Raw genomic sequence first — 21,480 nt, forward strand, 5'->3', positions numbered from 1 at the left:
ACGTGGCACGAGAGCGCGAGAGCACCCCCCTCGCACCACCCAACGGAAAGGGCCGGGACGCAATGACGACCACCCACGCCTTCTGGCTCGCCGGCCGCGAGGCCACCGGCGACGCCACCTTCGACGTCACGAACTCCTATGACGGACGTCTGGTCGGCAAGGTCAGCGTGCCCACCGAGGCCCAGGTCGAGGAGGCCGTCGCCGCCGCGCACGCCGTCGTCGACGAGTTCGCCGCGACCCCGGCGCACGTCCGCGCCGCCGCCCTCGACCACGTGTCGAAGCGGCTCGCCGAGCGCACCGAGGAGATCGCCCAGCTGATCTCCGCCGAGAACGGCAAGCCCATCAAGTGGGCCCGTGGCGAGGTCGGCCGCGCCGTCTCCGTCTTCCGCTTCGCCGCCGAGGAAGCCCGCCGCTTCAACGGCGGAGAGGTCCAGCGCCTCGACACCGAGGCCGGCGGCGTCGGCCGCCTGGCGCTCACCCGCCGGATCCCCAAGGGCGTCGTCCTCGGCATCGCCCCGTTCAACTTCCCGCTGAACCTCAGCGCCCACAAGGTCGCCCCGGCCATCGCCGTCGGCGCCCCCATCATCCTCAAGCCGGCCCCGGCCACCCCCATCTCGTCCCTCGTCCTGGGCGAGCTGCTGGCCGAGACCGACCTGCCGGCCGGCTCCTGGTCCGTCCTGACCGTGCCGAACGACCGGATGCCCGCCCTCGTCAAGGACGAGCGCCTCCCGGTCATCTCCTTCACCGGCTCGGACACCGTCGGTTACGCCATCCAGCAGTCCGTGCCGCACAAGCACTGCACCCTGGAGCTCGGCGGCAACGCCGCCGCCGTCGTCCTCGGCGACTGGGCGTCCGAGCAGGACCTGGACTGGGCGGCGACCCGGATCGCCACCTTCTCCAACTACCAGGGCGGCCAGTCCTGCATCTCCGTGCAGCGCGTGATCGCCGACGCCGCCGTCTACGACCGGCTCGTCCCGAAGATCGTCGCCGCCGTCGAGGCCCAGGTCACCGGCGACCCGGCGGACGACGCCACCGACGTCGGCCCGCTGGTCAACGAGGACGCCGCCAAGCGCGTCGAGTCCTGGGTCGACGAGGCCGTCAAGGGCGGCGCGAAGCTGCTCGCCGGCGGCGAGCGCGACGGCGCGACCTACGCCCCGACCGTCCTCGCCGACCTCCCGGCCGACGTCACCCTGGCCCGCGCCGAGGCCTTCGGCCCGGTCCTCACGATCGCCAGGGTCGACGGCGAGGCCGAGGCCTTCGCCGCCGTCAACGACTCGGACTTCGGCCTCCAGGCCGGCGTCTTCACCCACGACCTCCAGACCGCGTTCCGCGCCCACCGCGCGCTCGAGGTCGGCGGCGTGATCATCGGCGACGTCCCGTCCTACCGCGCCGACCAGATGCCGTACGGCGGCGCCAAGAAGTCCGGCGTCGGCCGCGAGGGCGTCAAGTACGCGATGGACGACTACACGTACGAGCGCGTCCTGGTCCTCACGGGCCTGGCGCTGTAACCCGTACGCCACACAAGCCGACGGCCGGAGCCCACTGTGCGGGGGCTCCGGCCGTCTTCGTGTGTGCGGCCTCAGCCGTCGCCGAGCTGGTCCTGGCTCTTCCGCCCGCCGCCCTTGCCGGAACGGCGTACCAGCTCGCCCGCCGCGAGCGTCACGGCCGCCACGCCGCGCACCCAGCGCGGCCCGCCCCGATCCGCCCACACCACACACACGCACCCGCCGACTGCGAGCGCGAGGACGACCAGAACCACCGGAACGATCATGTTCCCCTCCTCAGAGCTACGGTCCCGTGATTCTCCCAGGGCGACCTCTCGCCATTCCGTACGGCTTTCCGTACCGCCCGGAATCGGGTACTACGGACGAGTAGCCACAAGGCATCCGACGAGCGGCGAGGTGAGCTCCTCATGTCCGCACCCACCCAGCGGCCCAAGGTCACCGAACGCGAGGCCCGGCAGGTCGCCGAGGCAGCGCGCGAGCAGGACTGGCGCAAACCCAGCTTCGCCAAGGAACTGTTCCTCGGCCGCTTCCGGCTGGACCTCATCCACCCCCACCCGCTCCCCTCCGACGAGGACGTACGGCGCGGCGAGGCCTTTCTCGCCAAGCTGCGCGACTTCTGCGAGACGCGGATCGACAGCAGGCTGATCGAACGCGAGGCCCGCATCCCCGACGAGGTCGTCACCGGCCTCAAGGAACTCGGCGCGTTCGGGATGAAGATCGACACGAAGTACGGCGGGCTCGGCCTCACCCAGGTGTACTACAACCGTGCCCTCGCCCTCGTCGGCTCCGCGAGCCCCGCGATCGGCGCGCTGCTCTCGGCGCATCAGTCGATCGGCGTACCGCAGCCGCTGAAAGTCTTCGGTACGCAGGAACAGCGCGACACCTACCTCCCGCGGCTGGCCACCACCGACATCTCCGCGTTCCTCCTCACGGAGCCGGACGTGGGCTCCGACCCGGCCCGTCTCGCCACCACGGCCGTCCCGGACGGTGACGACACCTACGTCATCGACGGGGTGAAGCTCTGGACGACCAACGGCGTCGTCGCCGACCTGCTCGTCGTCATGGCGAGGGTGCCAAGGTCCGAGGGGCACCGGGGCGGCATCACCGCCTTCGTCGTCGAGGCGGACTCGCCGGGCATCACCGTAGAGCACCGCAACGCCTTCATGGGCCTGCGCGGCCTGGAGAACGGCGTCACGCGCTTCCACGGCGTACGGGTGCCGGCCGCGAACCGGATCGGCCCGGAGGGCGCGGGCCTGAAGATCGCCCTCACCACGCTGAACACCGGCCGGCTCTCGCTCCCCGCGATGTGCGTGGGCGCGGGGAAGTGGGCGCTGAAGATCGCCCGCGAGTGGTCGGCGGTACGGGAGCAGTGGGGCAAGCCGGTCGCCCGGCACGAGGCCGTCGGCACGAAAATCTCGTTCATCGCGGCGACCACGTTCGCCCTGGAGGCGGTCGTGGACCTGTCCTCCCAGATGGCGGACGAGGACCGCAACGACATCCGGATCGAGGCGGCGCTCGCGAAGCTCTACGGCTCCGAGATGGGCTGCCTCATCGCCGACGAACTGGTCCAGATCCGGGGTGGGCGGGGTTACGAGACGGCGGACTCGCTGGCGGCCCGGGGCGAGCGCGCGGTCCCGGCGGAACAGCTCCTGCGGGACCTCCGTATCAACCGCATCTTCGAGGGCTCGACCGAGATCATGCACCTGCTCATCGCCCGCGAGGCGGTCGACGCGCATCTCGCGGTGGCGGGCGACATCATCGACCCGGACAAGTCGCTGGGCGACAAGGCGAAGGCGGGGGCGAGGGCGGGCGGCTTCTACGCACGCTGGCTGCCGAAGCTGGTGGCGGGCCCGGGCCAACTGCCGGGTGCGTACGCGGAGTTCGGCGCCCTCGCCACTCACCTCCGCTACGTCGAACGGACGTCGAGGAAGCTGGCCCGCTCGACGTTCTACGCGATGTCGCGGTGGCAGGGCCGGATGGAGCTCAAGCAGGCGTTCCTCGGTCGGATCGTGGACATCGGTGCGGAGCTCTTCGCGATGAGCGCGGCGTGCGTGAGGGCGGAATGGCTCCGCTCCACGGGCGACCCGAACGGCCGGGAGGCCCACGCGCTCGCGGACGCCTTCTGCCGGCAGTCCCGCCTCCGCGTGGAGGAACTCTTCGGCCGCCTCTGGTCCAACACGGACGACGTGGACCGCCGGGTGGTGGACGGCGTCCTGGCGGGCCGCTTCGCCTGGCTGGAGGAGGGCGTGGTGGACCCCTCGGGCGACGCCCCCTGGATCGCCGACGCGACCCCGGGCCCGTCCCAGGAGGAGAACGCCCACCGCAAGATCCCGTAGCGGATCCCCCCACCGATCCCAACCCCAACCGCCGTTGTGGGCAATCGTCCCGCAGGAACGATTGCCCACAACCGGGGGCGGGGGACCCGTCCACGTCGCGGACGGTCGACGCCGGGCGCCCGAGCCCACGGCACCATGGGGGTCGTGACCGTCATCGACATCCCCGGCTCCAAGTCCGTCACCGCACGCGCGCTCTTCCTCGCCGCCGCCGCCCGCGGGACCAGCACCCTCCTCCGGCCCCTCCGCTCCGACGACACCGAGGGCTTCGCCGAAGGGCTGAAGGCGCTCGGGTACGAGGTCCGCCAGGAGCCGGGCGCCTGGCACATCCAAGGGCGGCCCGACGGACCGAAAGCCGACGCAGCCGACGTCTACTGCCGCGACGGCGCCACCACCGCCCGCTTCCTCCCCACCCTCGCCGCCGCCGCAGGCCACGGCACCTACACCTTCGACGCCTCCCCCCAGATGCGCCGCCGCCCCCTCGGCCCCCTCACCACCGCCCTCCGCACCCTCGGCGTCGACCTCCGCCACCACGAGCGCGAGGGCCACCACCCCCTCACCGTCCACGCCGCCGGCATCAAGGGCGGGGCACTCACCCTCGACGCAGGCGAGTCCTCCCAGTACCTGACCGCGCTCCTCATGCTCGGCCCGCTCACCGCCGAGGGCCTCACCATCACGGTCACCGACCTCGTCTCGGAGCCGTACGTCGAGATCACCCTCGCGATGATGCGCGCCTTCGGGGCGGACGTCGGCCACCAGGGCCGTACGTACACCGTCGCCCCCACCGGCTACACCGCCACCACCTACGCCATCGAGCCCGACGCCTCCACCTCCTCGTACTTCTTCGCCGCCGCCGCGCTCCAGGCCGGCACCACGGTCACCGTCCCCGGCCTCGGCACCGGCGCCCTCCAGGGCGACCTCGGCTTCGTCGACGTCCTGCGCCGGATGGGCGCCGACGTCGAGATCACCGACACGGCCACCACCGTCCGCGGCACGGGCACCCTCCACTGCCTCACCGTCAACATGCGCGACATCTCCGACACCATGCCGACCCTCGCCGCCCTCGCGCCCTTCGCCGACGGACCCGTACGCATCGAGGACGTCGCCAACACCCGCGTCAAGGAGTGCGACCGCCTCGACGCCTGCGCCGAGAACCTCCGCCGCCTCGGCATCACCGTCACCACCGGACCCGACTGGATCGAGATCCAGCCAGGCACCCCCGCAGGCCCCGCCGAGATCGCCACCCACGGCGACCACCGGATCGTCATGTCCTTCGCCGTCGCCGCCCTGCGCACCCCCGGCATCACCTACGACGACCCCGGCTGCGTACGGAAGACCTTCCCCGACTTCCACGACGTCTTCGGAGACGTCTTCCGAGACAGCTTCGGAGACGACTTCGGAGCGTTCACCCGCACCCCGTGAAGGACGCGCGGGCTTTGCGGCAAGAATGGGGGGCATGAGCGACCGCCCCTCTCCTCTCGCCGACCCGCACCGGATCTTCGATCCGACCGAAGGCCGCCGTGACATCGTCGTCCTCGGCTCCACCGGGTCCATCGGCACCCAGGCCATCGACCTGGTCCTGCGCAACCCCGACCGCTTCCGGGTCACGGCCCTCGCCGCCTCCGGCGGCCGGGTCGAGCTGCTCGCCGAGCAGGCCCACCGGCTGAAGGTCGGTGCGATCGCCGTCGCCCGCGAGGACAAGGCGCCCGAGCTGCGCGAGGCGCTGACCCGGCTCTACGGCGCCGGTGCCGCCCTCCCCGAGATCCTGGCCGGACCCGACGCCGCCACCCAGCTGGCCGCCTCGCCCTGCCACACGGTCCTCAACGGCATCACCGGCTCCATCGGCCTCGCGCCCACCCTCGCCGCCCTCGAAGCCGGCCGTACCCTCGCCCTCGCCAACAAGGAGTCGCTGATCGTCGGCGGCCCGCTGGTCAAGGCGCTGGCCAAGCCCGGCCAGATCATCCCGGTCGACTCCGAGCACGCCGCCCTGTTCCAGGCCCTCGCCGCCGGCACCCGCGCCGACGTGCGCAAGCTGGTCGTCACCGCCTCCGGCGGCCCGTTCCGCGGCCGTACGCGGGCGGAGCTGGCGCACGTCAGCCGCGAGGACGCCCTCGCCCACCCGACCTGGGCCATGGGCCCGGTCATCACGGTGAACAGCGCCACCCTGGTGAACAAGGGCCTGGAGGTCATCGAGGCGCACCTCCTCTACGACATCCCCTTCGACCGCATCGAGGTCGTCGTCCACCCCCAGTCGTACGTCCACTCGATGGTCGAGTTCACCGACGGCTCCACCCTCGCCCAGGCCACCCCGCCGGACATGCGCGGCCCGATCGCCCTCGGCATCGGCTGGCCCGAGCGGGTCCCGGACGCGGCCCCCGCCTTCGACTGGACCAAGGCCTCCAGCTGGGAGTTCTTCCCGCTCGACACCGAGGCCTTCCCCTCCGTCGGCCTGGCCCGCCACGTCGGCGAGCTGGGCGGCACCGCGCCCGCCGTCTTCAACGCGGCGAACGAGGAGTGCGTCGAGGCGTTTCTCGCCGGAAGGCTGCCGTTCAACGGAATCATGGATACGGTCACGGCAGTCGTCACGGAGCACGGCACCCCCGAGCGGGGAACTTCCCTGACCGTGTCGGACGTCCTGGAAGCGGAGACCTGGGCACGCGCCCGGGCCCGGGAACTGGCAGCACAGGCTGCGAAGGCGACCGCGGAGGCGCGCGCATGACCGTACTTCTGACGCTGCTCGGCATCGCGCTGTTCGCGTTCGGGCTGCTCGTCTCCATCGCCTGGCACGAGCTCGGCCACCTCTCCACGGCCAAGCTCTTCGGCATCCGCGTGCCCCAGTACATGGTCGGCTTCGGCCCGACCATCTGGTCGCGGAAGAAGGGCGAGACGGAGTACGGCATCAAGGCCGTCCCGGCCGGCGGCTACATCCGCATGATCGGCATGTTCCCGCCCGGCAAGGACGGCCGCATCGAAGCCCGCTCCACCTCGCCGTGGCGCGCCATGATCGAGGACGCCCGCGAGGCCTCCTTCGAGGAGCTCCAGCCGGGCGACGAGAAGCGGCTCTTCTACACGCGCAAGCCGTGGAAGCGCGTCATCGTGATGTTCGCCGGCCCGTTCATGAACCTGATCCTCGCCGTCCTGCTCTTCTTCGGCAGCGCGATGGCCGTCGGTTTCGAGACCCAGACCACCAAGGTCGCGGGCGTCACCACCTGCGTCATCGACCAGAGCGAGAAGCGCGACACCTGCAAGGCCGGCGACCGGCCCTCACCCGCGAAGGCGGCCGGCCTGCTCAAGGGCGACCGGATCGTCGCCTTCAACGGCGAACGCGTCACCGACTGGAACACCCTCTCCGACCGCATCCGCGCCACGACCGGCGCCGCCACCGTCACGGTCGAGCGGGACGGGCAGGAGATGGACCTCAAGGCCACGCTCCTGGAGAACAAGGTCCTCAAGAAGGACGCGGACGGCCGGGTCGTCCAGCCCGCGCAGTACGTCTCCGCCGGCTACCTGGGCTTCGAGTCCGGCCGCGAGGTCGTGCCGCTCACCTTCGGCGAGTCCGCCTCCCGGATGACCGACCAGCTCCAGGCCGGCTTCGAGTCCGTCCTCGCCCTGCCCGGCAAGATCCCGGACCTCTGGGACGCCACCTTCGGCGACGGCGAACGCAAGCAGGACTCCCCGGTCGGCGTCGTCGGCGCGGCCCGCATCAGCGGCGAGCTGATGAGCATCGAGGCCCCGGCGGAGACCCGGCTGGTCTTCTTCCTCCAGCTGCTCGTCATGTTCAACGTCTCGCTGTTCCTGTTCAACATGCTGCCGCTGCTCCCGCTCGACGGCGGTCACATCGCCGGCGCCCTGTGGGAGTCCCTGCGCCGCCACACCGCGCGGATCTTCCGGCGTCCCGACCCGGGCCCGTTCGACGTGGCCAAGCTGATGCCGGCCGCGTACGTGGTGGCGGGCGTGTTCGTCTGCTTCACCCTGCTCGTCCTCGCCGCGGACATCGTCAACCCGGTGAAGCTGACGTGACCCTTGGGTGGCCGGACCCCCGGGGTGTCCGGCCACCCACCGCCGGGGCGGTAATCTCGAAGACCTGAGCCCGATGAACCACACCTTGGGGTTGTACAGCTGATGACCGCGATCTCTCTCGGTATCCCGTCCGTTCCGACCCGGCTCGCCGAGCGGCGCAAGAGCCGCCAGATCCAGGTCGGCACGGTGGCCGTCGGCGGCGACGCACCCGTCTCGGTCCAGTCCATGACGACGACCCGGACGTCCGACATCGGCGCCACGCTCCAGCAGATCGCCGAGCTGACCGCCTCCGGCTGCCAGATCGTGCGCGTCGCCTGCCCCACGCAGGACGACGCCGACGCGCTCGCCACGATCGCGAGGAAGTCGCAGATCCCCGTGATCGCCGACATCCATTTCCAGCCGAAGTACGTCTTCGCCGCCATCGAGGCCGGCTGCGCGGCCGTCCGCGTCAACCCGGGCAACATCAAGCAGTTCGACGACAAGGTCAAGGAGATCGCCCACGCCGCCAAGGACGCGGGCACCCCGATCCGGATCGGCGTCAACGCCGGCTCGCTCGACGCGCGACTGCTGAAGAAGTACGGCAAGGCCACCCCCGAGGCGCTGGTCGAGTCCGCGCTGTGGGAGGCCTCCCTCTTCGAGGAGCACGGCTTCGGCGACATCAAGATCTCGGTCAAGCACAACGACCCGGTCGTGATGGTCAACGCCTACCGCCAGCTCGCCGCCCAGTGCGACTACCCGCTGCACCTCGGCGTCACCGAGGCCGGCCCCGCCTTCCAGGGCACCATCAAGTCCGCCGTCGCCTTCGGCGCGCTGCTGTCCGAGGGCATCGGCGACACCATCCGCGTCTCCCTCTCCGCGCCGCCGGTCGAGGAGGTCAAGGTCGGCAACCAGATCCTGGAGTCGCTGAACCTCAAGCCGCGCCGCCTGGAGATCGTGTCCTGCCCGTCCTGCGGGCGCGCCCAGGTCGACGTCTACAAGCTCGCCGAAGAGGTGACCGCCGGCCTGGACGGCATGGAGGTCCCGCTGCGCGTCGCCGTCATGGGCTGCGTCGTCAACGGCCCCGGCGAGGCCCGCGAGGCCGACCTGGGCGTCGCGTCGGGCAACGGCAAGGGCCAGATCTTCGTCAAGGGCGAGGTCATCAAGACCGTCCCCGAGTCGAAGATCGTCGAGACCCTGATCGAGGAGGCGATGAAGATCGCCGAGCAGATGGAGAAGGACGGCGTGATGTCGGGCGAGCCGACGGTCGCCATCGGCGTCTGACGACGTACGCGGGTACGCACACCCCGGGGCCCCCGGCGCGGAAGCGCCGGGGGCCCCGGGGTTTCTGCCGCCGGGCCTGCAGCCGTGGCCAGGCGCCTGGCGCTCGCGGTGGCTGCCGTGGCCGACACGTACTCCGCGTACTCCTCCCGCCCCGCGCTGCCCGCGCTTGGCCCGCGCTGCTCGCGCGAGGCGAGCCCGGCAGGGGCCCACCGGCCCCGACAGGTGCCGGGCAGGCCGTCCGCGGGCTCCTGACCGGGACCCCGCGCACTCACCCGCCGCCTCCCCGACGCGCCAGGTACAGTGCGGAGAATCAGCAGACCGCATGGTGAGGCCCCCTCGTGTTGACGCAGACCACCACCCGGGTCCTCGAACCCGCCGACCTCGGCGCCGCGCTCGCCGTCCTGGAGAGCGCCCCCGTCGAGAACGCCTTCGTCGCCGCCCGCGTCCAGGCCGCCGGGCTCGACCCCTGGCGCCTCGGCGGCGAGATGTGGGGCTGGTACACCGACGGACGGCTGCGCTCCCTCTGCTACTCCGGTGCCAACCTCGTCCCCATCTGCGCCACCCCCGAAGCCGTCCGCGCCTTCGCCGACCGCGCCCGCAGGACCGGCCGCCGCTGCTCCTCGATCGTCGGCCCGTCCGAGCCCACCACCCTGCTCTGGAGCCTCCTGGAACCCAGCTGGGGCCCCGCCCGCGACGTCCGCGCCCACCAGCCGCTGATGGTCACGGAGGCGCCCTCCGCGACCGTCGACCCCGACCCCCTCGTCCGTCGCATCCGCAAGGAGGAGATGGAGCTGATCATGCCCGCGTGCGTGGCCATGTTCACCGAGGAGGTCGGCATCTCGCCGATGGCCGGCGACGGCGGACTGCTCTACCAGGCCCGCGTCGCCGAACTCGTCGGATCCGGCCGCTCCTTCGCCCGCATCGAGGACGGCGAGGTCGTCTTCAAGGCCGAGATCGGCGCCGCCACCCGCCAGGCCTGCCAGATCCAGGGCGTCTGGGTCGCCCCCGAGCACCGGGGCCGCGGCCTCTCCGAGACCGGCATGGCCGCCGTCCTCCGCTACGCCCTCTCCGACGTCGCCCCGGTCGTCAGCCTGTACGTGAACGACTACAACACCCCCGCCAGGGCCGCGTACCGCCGCGTCGGATTCCGCGAGGTCGGCGCCTTCATGAGCGTGCTCTTCTGAGGCGCTTGTAAGGTGCGGCGCATGGATGACGCTGACACCGACGTCACGATCGGACCGATCGACCTCGCCGCCCGGGTCGACGACGCCCTCGCCGTACAGGCCATCGCCTTCGGACTGAGCGAGGACGAGGTCGTCGTCCGCCACCACATCATGCTGCGCCATCTCCAGAACCCCGGCGCCCGCGCGTACGGTGCGACCACCGGGTCCCGACGGCTGGTCGGCTTCGTGTACGGGATGCCGAACGACCGGACCCACTGGTGGTCCACCGTCGTGCAGCCGTACCTCCGCGCCACCGGCAACGACACCTGGCTGGACGACTCCTTCGTCATCACCGAACTCCATGTCCACCCCGGCTACCAGGGGCGGGGCGTGGGCCGTGCGCTGATCACCACCATCACCGACCAGTCGAAGCTGCCCCGCTCGATCCTCTCCGCCATCGACACCGAGAGCCCGGCCCGCGGCCTCTACCGCTCCCTCGGCTACGTCGACCTGGCCCGCCAGGTCCACTTCCCCAGCGCACCCCGCCCGTACGCCGTGATGGGCGCCCCGCTGCCGCTGCCGCGGGGGTGACCCGTCCTGCCGGGGGTCCGGGGGTTGCCCCCGGGAGATGCAGTCCCAGCGCACCCCGTCCGTACGCCGTGATGGGCGCCCCGCTGCCGTTGCCGCGCCGGAACTGATTTCCGCCCGCGCGGGCCGCCCGGCTAACCTCCATGCCATCACCTTTCGTCCGGCAGGAGTACGAGAACCATGGCCAACGCACCGGTCCAGCGCATGTCCCAGTTGATGGCGAAGACGCTGCGCGACGACCCGGCCGACGCCGAGGTCCTCAGTCACAAGCTCCTCGTCCGGGCCGGCTACGTCCGCCGTACCGCCGCCGGCATCTGGAGCTGGCTGCCGCTCGGCAAGAAGGTGCTCTCCAACGTCGAGCGCATCGTGCGCGAGGAGATGGACGCCATCGGCGCGCAGGAGGTCTCGCTGCCCGCCCTGCTGCCCCGCGAGCCCTACGAGGCGACCGGCCGCTGGGACGAGTACGGCGCCGAGCTCTTCCGCCTCCAGGACCGCAAGGGCGGCGACTACCTCCTCGGCCCGACCCACGAGGAGATCTTCACCCTGCTGGTGAAGGACCAGTGCTCGTCCTACAAGGACCTGCCGGTCATCCTCTACCAGATCCAGAACAAGTTCCGCGACGAGGCCCGCCCCCGGGCCGGCATCCTGCGCGGCCGCGAGTTCCTGATGAAGGACTCGTACTCCTTCGACACGGAGGACGAGGGCCTCGCCAAGTCCTACGCCCTGCACCGCGAGGCCTACCGGCGCGTCTTCGAGCGCCTGGGCCTCGACTACCGCATCTGCGCCGCCACGGCGGGCGCGATGGGCGGCTCGAAGTCCGAGGAGTTCCTCGCCCCGGCCGAGGCCGGCGAGGACACCTTCGCCGACTGCCCGAACTGCGACTTCGCGGCGAACACGGAGGCGGTCTCGTACGGGCTGGTCGCGGTGGACGGCTCCGGCGTCGCGGCGGCCGAGGACATCCCGACCCCCGACACCCCGACGATCGAGACCCTCGCGGCCTCGCTCGGCGTCGCGGCCTCCGCCACTTTGAAGAACCTGCTGGTGAAGGTCGACGGCGAGATCGTGGCCGTGGGCGTGCCCGGCGACCGCGAGGTCGACCTGGGCAAGGTCGAGGCGCACTTCGCGCCGGCCACCGTCGAGATGGTCACCGAGACGGACTTCGCCGAGCGGGCGGACCTCGTCCGCGGCTACGTCGGCCCGCAGGGCCTGGAGAAGGTGAAGTACATCGCCGACCCGCGCGTGGCGCCGGGCACGGCGTGGATCACGGGCGCCAACAAGGACGGCATGCACGCGAAGAACGTCGTCGCGGGGCGTGACTTCGAGGTCGACGAGTACGTCGACGTCGTGGTCGTCCAGGACGGCGACCCGTGCCCCAAGTGCGGCACCGGCCTGAAGCTGGACCGCGCGATCGAGATCGGCCACATCTTCCAGCTGGGCCGCAAGTACGCCGACGCGCTGAAGCTCGACGTCCTCGGCCAGAACGGCAAGCCGGTCCGGGTCACGATGGGCTCGTACGGCATCGGCGTCTCGCGCGCGGTCGCGGCCCTGGCCGAGCAGTCCGCCGACGACAAGGGCCTGTGCTGGCCCGCCGAGGTCGCCCCGGCCGACGTCCACGTGGTGGCGGCGGGCAAGGCGGTCCAGATCGAGCTGGCCCTCGACGTCTCGGAGCAGCTGCGCGCCGCGGGCCTCCGGGTCCTGGTCGACGACCGCGCGGGTGTCTCCCCGGGCGTCAAGTTCACCGACGCGGAACTGATCGGCGTCCCCAAGATCCTCGTCGCGGGCCGCCGCTCGGCGGAGGGCGTCCTGGAACTGAAGGACCGCCGCACGGGGGAGCGCGAGGAGCTGACGGTGGCCGAGGCGATCGCCCGTCTGACGGCGTAACTCCAGAGCCACCCCCGTTGTGGGCATTCGTCCCTCCCCCAGACTTCGTCCGGGGGGACCCCCAGGCGATGGGGGTCCCCCTGCTCGAGCGAAGCCGAGAGCTTGGGCGAGAGCTTGGGGGAGGGTGGGCACAACGCAACGGCGCCCTGGGCGGGCGTGTCCGCCCCGTGTCCCTACGTCCAGCCCGAGGGCCCTGCGCGTGCAACGGCCCTGGGGTGCGGGTCCGGACTCTTGTGCGGAGCGCGCCCGCATGGGCGCCGTCCCGTGTGCCCACCGTCCCGCCCTGCGGGACGATTGCCCACACGGGGGGCGATGGGCCGTGTCAGGCCGCCTCGTCTCGGGGGAACGGTTCCGCCGGGGCGCCCGTCAGGGTGTCGGGCGCATGCTCCGGGAGCTCCGGGAGGGGCAGATTCTCGATGCCCGGGAGCGGGTCCTGGACCACCGGTTGCACGGCCTCCGGGGCAGCCGCCCCCGGCGTCGGCGCCGCGCGCTCCAGGAACCGAAGCAGTTCCACCGGAATCGGCAGCACCAGCGTCGAGTTCTTCTCCGCAGACACCGCCATCACCGTCTGCAACAGCCTCAGCTGCAGCGCCGCCGGCTGCGTCGACATCACCCCCGCCGCCTCCGCCAGCTTCTTCGACGCCTGAAGCTCCGCGTCCGCGTTGATCACCCGCGCCCGCCGCTCCCGGTCCGCCTCCGCCTGCCGCGCCATCGACCGCTTCATGGTCTCCGGCAGCGAGACGTCCTTGATCTCGACCCTGTCGATCGCGACGCCCCAGCCCATGGCCGGGCTGTCGAGCATCAGCTCAAGGCCCTGGTTGAGCTTCTCGCGGTTCGACAGCAGGTCGTCGAGGTCGCTCTTGCCGATGATCGACCGCAGCGACGTCTGCGCCATCTGCGACACCGCGAACCGGTAGTCCTCCACCCGCACCAGCGCGTCCGCCGCGTCGATCACCTTGAAGTAGACGACCGCGTCCACCCGCACGGTGACGTTGTCCCGGGTGATGCCCTCCTGCGCCGGCACCGGCAGCGTCACGATCTGGAGGTTCACCTTGTGGAGCCGGTCGACGACCGGCAAGATCATCGTGAATCCCGGCTGCCGTACCTCGCTCATCAGCCGACCGAAGCGGAAGACCACACCCCGTTCGTACTGCTTCACCACGCGCGCCGCCGCCGCCACGTACACCACGGCCGCTGCTCCGGTCGCCGCCGCCGCTGCCAGAAGCTCCTCGACCATCACGGCCCCCAAAGGTCCGAGCCGAGCTGCCTTACAGCATAGGTATTCCCCTACAGCCAGCCCGCGAACTCCAGGAGCAGCTCCGCGTCCTGACGGCGCCCCGCCGTCAGCGCCCGAGTGGCCGACTCCACCGCCCGGAACAGCGTCCAGCCGCGCAGCCGCTCCCGGTCCACCTCCAGCGAGTCCGCCAGCTTGTTGACCCGCCGCCGGGCCGCCGACGCCCCGGCCGACGCCGCCACCAGGTCCTCGACCCGGTCCCGTACCAGCCGCGCCAGGTCGTACGCCCGCTCGCCGACCAGCGGCTCAGGGCCGACGGCCAGCCACGGCACCCGGTCCCCGCCCAGCACCTTGCCCTGACGGAAGTTCCCGTGCAGCAGCAGCGTCTCCGGGGAGGTCTCCGGGGAAGGCGCGACCAGCCCCTCCCGCGCTTCCAGCGCGGCCGCCGTCAGAGCCCCGGTCTCCGCGTCCGCGCGGTAGGCGTCCATGGCCGCCGCCTGCCGCGCCGTCCGCTCCGTCACCGACTCGAAACCGTGCCCCGCGGGCGGCTCGACCCACAGCCTCCGTACCGTGCCCGCTGCCTCCAGGAGCGCCTTCGCCTCCGGCAGGGACCGCAGCGAGACCTCCGGATGCAGCCGCTCAAGCAGCAGCGAACCATCCTCGGGAGCCGCCAGCAGACGCACCGCGCCCCAGCCGTCCCAGTGCGCCAGCGCGTCCCGCTCCAGATCCGGCCGGGCCGCCTCGGGGGCGATCTTCAGCGCCGCGGGGGAGCCGTCCGCCTGCCGTACGAGCACCACCAGGCTGCTCCGCCCGCCGGGCGCCATCACCCGTTCGACGTCCAGGGACGCGTGCTCCACCGCGCTCCGAGCCAGCTCGGGCAGCTTCTCCAGCCACGCGGCCGCGAGATCCTCCCCGTACGTCTCGCCGAGCGTCCGCACCAGTCGCTGCGGCGGTTCGAAACCCATACGTGCGTTGTTCCTTCTGATCAAAGGGGCTTACGCCCGCTCGGCGAGCCCAGGAAAGGTTACGTCGGTGCCGCGCCAGCGAACGGCGCGTACCGCCGCCTCGCGCAACGCGGCGGCCGCGTCCCGCCGCAGCGGGCCCTCCGCCGCCCGTACGAGATCGGAGTACACCCCGGCCACCCGGTCCTCCAGGACGGCCGCGAGCCTTACGGCGGCGGCCGTGTCCGGCACCGCGAACGGCAGCTCGTAACCCGCCGCCGCGGCGACCGGCTCGCCGCCCAGGTCCCGTACGGTCCTGCGCAGCCCGTCGCGCCGGGCCCGGTGCGCCTCGTACGCCGCCGTGGCCTCCACGCGCCGTTCGGCCCCGATCCGGCCGCCGACGACCCCGTACCCGTACACCGCCGCGTGCTCGGCGGCGAGCGCGGCCCGCGCCGCGTCCAGGGCGCTCATGCCCGGCCTCCCTCGGTCAGCAGATACGCGTGCGCCGCGCCGGAGGCCGCCACCGAGGCGAGCAGCCGCGCGTACTCCGGCTCCGCACCGAGCAGCGCCGCCGCGTGCGCGTCGGCGGTCCTCCGCGCCACCGCCGCCAGCTCCTTGAGCGCGACGGCCGGATCGGCCGGTACGGGTACGGGCCCGGGCGCCGAGGTGGCGGCTCCCGGAGTCGCGGACCCGGAGGGAGTCGCCGACCCGGTGGGATCCGCCGACCGGGTGTCCGCCGAAGGAGCGGCGTTCCCCGCCGAACCCCTGTCCCCCGCAAGCGCCGCCGCCTGCTCGGCCACCGCCGCCCGCAGCGGCGTCAGCCGCCCCGTCAGCGCGGGATGCGCGGCGAGCACCGCGTCGTAACGTTCCCGCAGCGTCCTGCTCGTCGCCGCCGACGAGCGCCGCAGCGCCGCCTCGGCCCGCGCCGCCCGCTCCGCCGCGCTCGGCTTCCCGGGCCGCTCGGTGCCGCCCTCGGAGGTGCAGCCGGCCAGCGTCACCGCGCCGGCGGCGGCCCCGGCCGCCAGGAGCGCGCGCCTGCCTACGGTCCCCGTGCGCCCCACATCCACTCCCTCGGCCCGGATCGAAGATCACCGCAGGCGAGCGTACCCGCGGCCGCCGGGCCCGTGGACGGCAACACCCCCCGCGACCGGATACCCTTTGGTCTGACACGCGACGAACCCACAACAGCACACGCGGCCGAGGAGTCACCCGGATGAGCACCACCCAGAGCGACAGGCTGCGAGCTCTCCTCGAGCCGCTCATCGCCTCGCAGGGACTCGACCTCGAAGAGATCGAGGTGGCCTCCGTGGGACGCAAGCGGGTGCTGCGTGTGACCGTCGACTCCGATGAAGGCGCCGACCTGGACCAGGTCGCCGACGTGAGCCGCGCGCTCTCGGAGAAGCTGGACGAGACCGACGCGATGGGCGAGGGGGAGTACACCCTCGAAGTCGGCACCCCGGGCGCCGAGCGTCCGCTCACCGAGCACCGCCACTACGTGCGCGCCACCGGCCGTCTTGCCAAGCTGCAGCTGCACGAGGGGGACGAGGTCGTCGCGCGGATCCTCGCCGTGGACGACGCCGGCGTGGACCTCGAAGTGCCGGGCGTGAAGGGGCGCAAGCCCACCGCCCGCCGGATCGAGTTCGCGGACATCGCCAAGGCGCGTGTCGAGATCGAATTCAGCCGCAAGGACAAGAAGGAAGAGGAGGCGTAGCCGTGGACATCGACGTGAAGCTCCTGAAGGGCTTGGCACAAGAGAAGGAGATCTCGTTCGACCTGCTGGTCGAGGCGATCGAGTCGGCCCTCCTCATCGCGTACCACCGCACCCCCTCGGCCCGGCGCCACGCGCGCGTGGAGCTGAACAGGCAGACCGGCCACGTGACGGTGTGGGCGAAGGAGGACCCCTCCGAGCTGGAGGAGGGCCAGGAGCCCAAGGACTTCGACGACACCCCGTCGGACTTCGGCCGGATCGCGGCGAGCACCGCCCGCCAGGTCATCCAGCAGCGGCTGCGGGACGCCGAGAACGACGTCACCTTCGGCGAGTACGCCCGCCGTGAGGGCGACATCGTGTCCGGCCAGGTGCAGCAGGGCAAGGACCCGAAGAACGTCCTCGTCCGCCTGGACGACAAGCTGGAAGCCATCCTTCCGGTGCAGGAGCAGGTGCCGGGCGAGGAGTACACGCACGGTCTGCGACTGCGCACGTACGTCGTCCGGGTCGCCAAGGGTGTCCGCGGCCCGTCCGTCACCCTTTCGCGTACGCACCCCAATCTGGTGAAGAAGCTGTTCGCCCTGGAGGTCCCCGAGATCGCCGACGGTTCCGTCGAGATCGCGGCGATCGCCCGTGAGGCCGGCCACCGCACCAAGATCGCCGTACGGTCCACCCGTTCGGGACTGAACCCCAAGGGCGCCTGCATCGGCCCGATGGGCAGCCGGGTGCGCAACGTCATGGCGGAGCTGCACGGCGAGAAGATCGACATCGTGGACTGGTCCGACGACCCGGCCGAGATGGTCGCCAGCGCGCTCTCCCCGGCCCGGGTCTCCAAGGTCGAGATCGTCGACCTGATGGCCCGCTCCGCCCGGGTGACCGTGCCGGACTACCAGCTCTCGCTGGCGATCGGCAAGGAGGGCCAGAACGCTCGCCTCGCCGCCCGCCTCACCGGCTGGCGCATCGACATCCGCCCGGACACGGAGCACCCGTCCGAGGACGACCGCGACCGCGACTGAGCGTGTGCGGGGACCCCCTCAGGGGTCCCTGGGGGGATCCCTGAGGGTCCCCCAAGGAATGAATCACGCCGTTGTCACGTTGTGCGACGGCGAGATCACGACAGACGACCGTTCGATTTCTGCCCCAAACGGGTGAGGTCGTTACGGGGAGGTAGACTTAAGCGTGTCTGGCCGGACGCATGCCCGCGCGTGCCCTGAGCGAACCTGTGTGGGATGCCGGGAGCGAGCGGCCAAGAGCGATCTGCTGCGCATCGTGGCGGTCGAGGGCGCTTGCGTCCCCGATCATCGCGGTACGCTGCCCGGCCGGGGTGCGTATCTGCACCCCGCCTCGGTCTGTCTCGACCTGGCGGTCCGTCGCCGGGCGTTCCCGAGGGCCTTCAAGGTCCAGGGTCCGCTCGAAACGACGGAAATCCGGTTTCAGGTGGAGCAGCAGCACTTGTAAGAAGAAGTACGGCACGGATGAACCGTGCGGTCAGGTACCTCGCGAGTTGGAAGTAGGTCGAGATTGCGATGAGCACTCGATGAGTACGCGATGAGTACGCCCATGAAGTAGCGACGGTCCGGCGGTAACCCGGACCTAAAAGGAGCGAAGTGGCTAAGGTCCGGGTATACGAACTCGCCAAGGAGTTCGGTGTGGAGAGCAAGGTCGTCATGGCCAAGCTCCAAGAACTCGGTGAATTCGTCCGTTCGGCGTCCTCGACTATCGAGGCGCCGGTCGTGCGCAAGTTGACTGATGCGTTGCAGGGTCCCGGCGGTAACGCCGGCAAGACCGCTGCCAAGCCTGGCGCGCCTCGTAAGGCCGCCCCCGCGAAGCCCGGGGCGCCGTCCCCGGCCGCCGCGGCTCGTCCCGCTGCCCCCAAGCCCGGCGCACCGGCCCCCAAGCCGGCCGCCGCCGCGCCTGCGGCCCCGGTCACCCCGGCGGCCCCCGCGAGCAGCACCCCCTCTCCGGCTCCGGCCGCCTCGGGCCCCCGCCCGGGCCCGAAGCCCGCGCCCAAGCCGGTCACGCCGGCTCCGGCCGCCCCCGAGTTCACCGCGCCTCCGTCGGCCCCCGCCGCCGGTCAGCGTCCCGGTGGCGCGGCCCCGGCATCCCGTCCCGCCGGCGAGCGTCCCGAGCGTCCGGCCCGTCCGGGTCAGGGCGCGCCGCGTCCGCAGGGCCAGGGTGCCCCGCGTCCGCAGGGCCAGGGCGCTCCGCGTCCGGGCGGTGCCCGTCCGGCCGGTCCGCGTCCGGGCAACAACCCCTTCACCTCGGGTGGCTCCACCGGTATGGCGCGCCCGCAGGCGCCCCGTCCGGGTGGCGGCGCCCCCCGTCCCGGCGGCGATGCCCGTCCGGGTGCCCCGCGTCCGCAGGGCGGCCCCGGTGGCGCCCCGCGTCCCCAGGGTCAGGGCGGCGCGCGTCCCACCCCCGGTGGCATGCCTCGCCCGCAGGCTCCCCGTCCGGGCGGCGCGCCCGGCGGTAACCGTCCGAACCCGGGCATGATGCCGCAGCGTCCCGCTGCCGGCAGCCCGCGTCCCGGCGGTGGCCCCGGCGGCGGTCGTGGTCCCGGTGGCCCCGGCGGTCGTCCGGGTGGTGGCGGCGGTGGCGGCGGTCGTCCCGGCGGCGGCGGCTTCGCCGGCCGTCCGGCCGGTCCCGGTGGTGGCGGCGGCGGCTTCGCCGGCCGTCCCGGCGGTCCCGGTGGCGGCGGCGGCGGTCGTCCGGGTGGTCCCGGCGGCGGTGGCGGCGGCTTCGGCGGTCGTCCCGGCGGCTTCGGTGGCCGTCCCGGTGGCCCCGGTGGCCGTGGTGGCACGCAGGGCGCCTTCGGTCGCCCCGGCGGTCCCGCGCGTCGTGGTCGCAAGTCGAAGCGGCAGAGGCGCCAGGAGTACGAGGCCATGCAGGCCCCGTCGGTCGGCGGCGTGATGCTGCCCCGCGGCGGCGGCGAGACCATTCGTCTGTCGCGCGGTGCCTCCCTCACCGACTTCGCCGAGAAGATCGGCGCCAACCCGGCGTCGCTCGTCGCGGTGATGATGAACCTCGGTGAGATGGTGACGGCCACGCAGTCCGTCTCCGACGACACGCTGTCGATGCTCGGCGACGAGATGAACTACACCGTTCAGATCGTCAGCCCCGAGGAGGAGGACCGCGAGCTTCTCGAGTCCTTCGACATCGAGTTCGGCGAGGACGAGGGTGGCGAAGAGGCTCTGGTCTCCCGTCCGCCGGTCGTCACCGTCATGGGTCACGTCGACCACGGAAAGACCCGACTGCTCGACGCGATCCGCAAGACGAACGTCGTCGCGGGCGAGGCCGGTGGCATCACCCAGCACATCGGTGCCTACCAGGTGGGTACCGAGGTCAACGGCGAAGAGCGTCGCATCACCTTCATCGACACCCCGGGTCACGAGGCGTTCACCGCCATGCGTGCCCGTGGTGCGAAGTCGACCGACATCGCGATCCTCGTGGTCGCGGCCAACGACGGCGTCATGCCGCAGACGATCGAGGCGCTCAACCACGCCAAGGCCGCCGGCGTCCCGATCGTCGTCGCGGTCAACAAGATCGACGTCGAGGGTGCGGACCCGGTCAAGGTCCGTGGTCAGCTGACCGAGTTCGGTCTGGTGGCCGAGGAGTACGGCGGCGACACGATGTTCGTCGACATCTCCGCCAAGCAGGGTCTGCACATCGACTCCCTGCTCGAGGCCGTCGTCCTCACCGCCGACGCCTCGCTCGACCTGCGGGCCAACCCGAACCAGGACGCGCAGGGTATTGCGATCGAGTCCCACCTCGACCGTGGTCGCGGTGCCGTCTCGACCGTCCTGGTCCAGCGCGGAACGCTGCGCATCGGCGACACCGTGGTGGTCGGCGACGCGTACGGCCGTGTCCGGGCGATGCTCGACGACAAGGGCAACAACGTCGAGGAGGCGACCCCGTCGACTCCCGTCCTGGTGCTCGGTCTCACCAACGTGCCGGGTGCCGGCGACAACCTCCTGGTTGTCGACGAGGACCGTACGGCCCGTCAGATCGCCGAGAAGCGCGCTGCGCGTGAGCGCAACGCCGCCTTCGCCAAGCGCGTCCGCCGGGTGTCCCTCGAGGACCTCGACAAGGTGCTCAAGGCCGGTCTGGTCCAGGAACTCAACCTCATCATCAAGGGCGACGCGTCCGGTGCGGTCGAGGCTCTCGAGTCCTCGCTGCTCCAGCTCGACGTCGGTGAAGAGGTCGACATCCGTGTCCTGCACCGCGGTGTGGGTGCGGTCACCGAGTCCGACATCGACCTGGCCATGGGCTCCGACGCCATCGTCATCGGCTACAACGTCCGGGCTGCCGGCCGTGCGGCCCAGATGGCGGAGCGCGAAGGCGTCGACGTCCGGTACTACTCGGTGATCTACCAGGCCATCGAGGAGATCGAGGCGGCTCTGAAGGGCCTCCTCAAGCCGGAGTACGAAGAGGTCGAGCTCGGTACGGCGGAGATCCGCGAGGTCTTCCGCTCGTCCAAGCTGGGCAACATCGCCGGTGTCCTCATCCGCTCCGGCGAGGTCAAGCGCAACACCAAGGCGCGCCTCGTCCGCGACGGCAAGGTCATCGCCGAGGACCTCACGATCCACGGTCTGCGCCGCTTCAAGGACGACGTCACCGAGATCCGCGAAGGCTTCGAGGGCGGTATCAACCTCGGAAACTTCAACGACATCAAGATCGACGACGTCATCGCGACGTACGAGATGCGCGAGAAGCCGCGCGCCTAAAGCGCAGCGGTAGGTCGGGGCCGGTCGGCGGAGGTTATTCCGTCGATCGGCCCCGGCCGTTGCGTGTACGGTTCTGGTGTTCCTGCCAAGCGATGGCATGGCGGGCCACCGAACCCGAACCGGCGG

At 71.8% G+C, this 21,480-nt stretch carries 19 protein-coding genes; 14 read left to right on the top strand and 5 right to left on the bottom strand.

The window, feature by feature from the left end; translation table 11 throughout:
- The first annotated feature begins 62 nt into the window (after positions 1–62).
- The gene (locus Q5762_RS22010) at positions 63–1,508 is read left to right on the top strand and encodes an aldehyde dehydrogenase family protein (protein ID WP_315893908.1); all 1,446 of its coding nucleotides are present in this window, start codon (positions 63–65) and stop codon (positions 1,506–1,508) included.
- Positions 1,509–1,579: 71 nt separating this feature from the next.
- Here the strand turns inward: Q5762_RS22010 and Q5762_RS22015 are convergent, their stop codons facing one another.
- Entirely contained in the window at positions 1,580–1,771 is a 192-nt protein-coding gene (locus tag Q5762_RS22015; RefSeq protein ID WP_315893909.1) for a hypothetical protein, read from the bottom strand.
- Between the two features lie 141 nt (positions 1,772–1,912).
- Here Q5762_RS22015 and Q5762_RS22020 point away from each other — a divergent pair, with 141 nt between their 5' ends.
- The 9 genes from Q5762_RS22020 to Q5762_RS22060 all read left to right on the top strand — a co-directional run bounded on the left by Q5762_RS22020 (position 1,913) and on the right by Q5762_RS22060 (position 12,750).
- On the top strand, positions 1,913–3,841 hold the full coding sequence (locus Q5762_RS22020) for an acyl-CoA dehydrogenase family protein (RefSeq protein WP_315893910.1): 1,929 nt from the start codon (positions 1,913–1,915) through the stop codon (positions 3,839–3,841).
- A gap of 144 nt (positions 3,842–3,985) precedes the next feature.
- Positions 3,986–5,260: a 3-phosphoshikimate 1-carboxyvinyltransferase gene (gene aroA, locus Q5762_RS22025; protein WP_315893911.1), complete on the top strand. Its 1,275-nt coding sequence runs from the start codon at positions 3,986–3,988 to the stop codon at positions 5,258–5,260.
- A 34-nt stretch (positions 5,261–5,294) separates the two neighbouring features.
- Positions 5,295–6,557 (top strand): 1-deoxy-D-xylulose-5-phosphate reductoisomerase, encoded by a 1,263-nt coding sequence (gene dxr / locus Q5762_RS22030; protein ID WP_315893912.1) that lies wholly within the window; start codon positions 5,295–5,297, stop codon positions 6,555–6,557.
- Entirely contained in the window at positions 6,554–7,858 is a 1,305-nt protein-coding gene (locus tag Q5762_RS22035) for a site-2 protease family protein (RefSeq protein ID WP_315893913.1), read from the top strand. The genes dxr and Q5762_RS22035 overlap by 4 nt, the downstream gene beginning before the upstream one ends.
- A 102-nt stretch (positions 7,859–7,960) precedes the next feature.
- On the top strand, positions 7,961–9,118 hold the full coding sequence (ispG, locus tag Q5762_RS22040) for a flavodoxin-dependent (E)-4-hydroxy-3-methylbut-2-enyl-diphosphate synthase (RefSeq protein WP_315893914.1): 1,158 nt from the start codon (positions 7,961–7,963) through the stop codon (positions 9,116–9,118).
- Between the two features lie 84 nt (positions 9,119–9,202).
- Positions 9,203–9,370, top strand: a complete 168-nt coding sequence (locus Q5762_RS22045; RefSeq protein WP_315893915.1) for a hypothetical protein — start codon at positions 9,203–9,205, stop codon at positions 9,368–9,370.
- 86 nt (positions 9,371–9,456) lie between these two features.
- On the top strand, positions 9,457–10,302 hold the full coding sequence (locus tag Q5762_RS22050) for a GNAT family N-acetyltransferase (protein ID WP_315893916.1): 846 nt from the start codon (positions 9,457–9,459) through the stop codon (positions 10,300–10,302).
- A 21-nt stretch (positions 10,303–10,323) separates the two neighbouring features.
- Positions 10,324–10,872 carry a GNAT family N-acetyltransferase gene (locus Q5762_RS22055; RefSeq protein ID WP_315893917.1) on the top strand — a complete coding sequence of 183 codons (549 nt, stop codon included), beginning with the start codon at positions 10,324–10,326 and terminating at the stop codon, positions 10,870–10,872.
- 177 nt (positions 10,873–11,049) lie between these two features.
- Positions 11,050–12,750 carry a proline--tRNA ligase gene (locus Q5762_RS22060; RefSeq protein WP_315893918.1) on the top strand — a complete coding sequence of 567 codons (1,701 nt, stop codon included), beginning with the start codon at positions 11,050–11,052 and terminating at the stop codon, positions 12,748–12,750.
- 322 nt (positions 12,751–13,072) lie between these two features.
- Here Q5762_RS22060 and Q5762_RS22065 read toward each other — a convergent pair whose 3' ends face one another.
- The 4 genes from Q5762_RS22065 to Q5762_RS22080 are packed head-to-tail and all read right to left on the bottom strand — an operon-like array spanning position 13,073 to position 15,986.
- Entirely contained in the window at positions 13,073–13,987 is a 915-nt protein-coding gene (locus Q5762_RS22065) for a slipin family protein (protein ID WP_315893919.1), read from the bottom strand.
- Positions 13,988–14,037: 50 nt separating this feature from the next.
- Positions 14,038–14,949, bottom strand: coding sequence for an aminoglycoside phosphotransferase family protein (locus tag Q5762_RS22070; protein ID WP_315893920.1), 912 nt, complete (start codon positions 14,947–14,949; stop codon positions 14,038–14,040).
- A 30-nt stretch (positions 14,950–14,979) separates the two neighbouring features.
- Positions 14,980–15,396, bottom strand: a complete 417-nt coding sequence (locus Q5762_RS22075) for a ferritin-like domain-containing protein (RefSeq protein WP_315893921.1) — start codon at positions 15,394–15,396, stop codon at positions 14,980–14,982.
- Complete coding sequence (locus Q5762_RS22080) at positions 15,393–15,986, bottom strand: hypothetical protein (RefSeq protein WP_315893922.1); 594 nt, start codon at positions 15,984–15,986, stop codon at positions 15,393–15,395. Before Q5762_RS22080 ends, Q5762_RS22075 begins: the two co-directional genes overlap by 4 nt.
- A gap of 152 nt (positions 15,987–16,138) precedes the next feature.
- Here Q5762_RS22080 and rimP point away from each other — a divergent pair, with 152 nt between their 5' ends.
- From rimP to infB, 4 genes are all read left to right on the top strand, one after another.
- Entirely contained in the window at positions 16,139–16,636 is a 498-nt protein-coding gene (gene rimP, locus Q5762_RS22085) for a ribosome maturation factor RimP (protein WP_315893923.1), read from the top strand.
- 2 nt (positions 16,637–16,638) lie between these two features.
- Positions 16,639–17,646, top strand: coding sequence for a transcription termination factor NusA (gene nusA, locus Q5762_RS22090; RefSeq protein ID WP_315893924.1), 1,008 nt, complete (start codon positions 16,639–16,641; stop codon positions 17,644–17,646).
- A gap of 163 nt (positions 17,647–17,809) precedes the next feature.
- Positions 17,810–18,088, top strand: coding sequence for a YlxR family protein (locus Q5762_RS22095; RefSeq protein ID WP_315893925.1), 279 nt, complete (start codon positions 17,810–17,812; stop codon positions 18,086–18,088).
- A 149-nt stretch (positions 18,089–18,237) separates the two neighbouring features.
- Positions 18,238–21,354 (top strand): translation initiation factor IF-2, encoded by a 3,117-nt coding sequence (gene infB, locus Q5762_RS22100; protein ID WP_315893926.1) that lies wholly within the window; start codon positions 18,238–18,240, stop codon positions 21,352–21,354.
- Positions 21,355–21,480: the final 126 nt, after the last annotated feature.

This window comes from Streptomyces sp. P9(2023) (assembly GCF_032436795.1).
Taxonomy (GTDB): Bacteria; Actinomycetota; Actinomycetes; order Streptomycetales; family Streptomycetaceae; genus Streptomyces.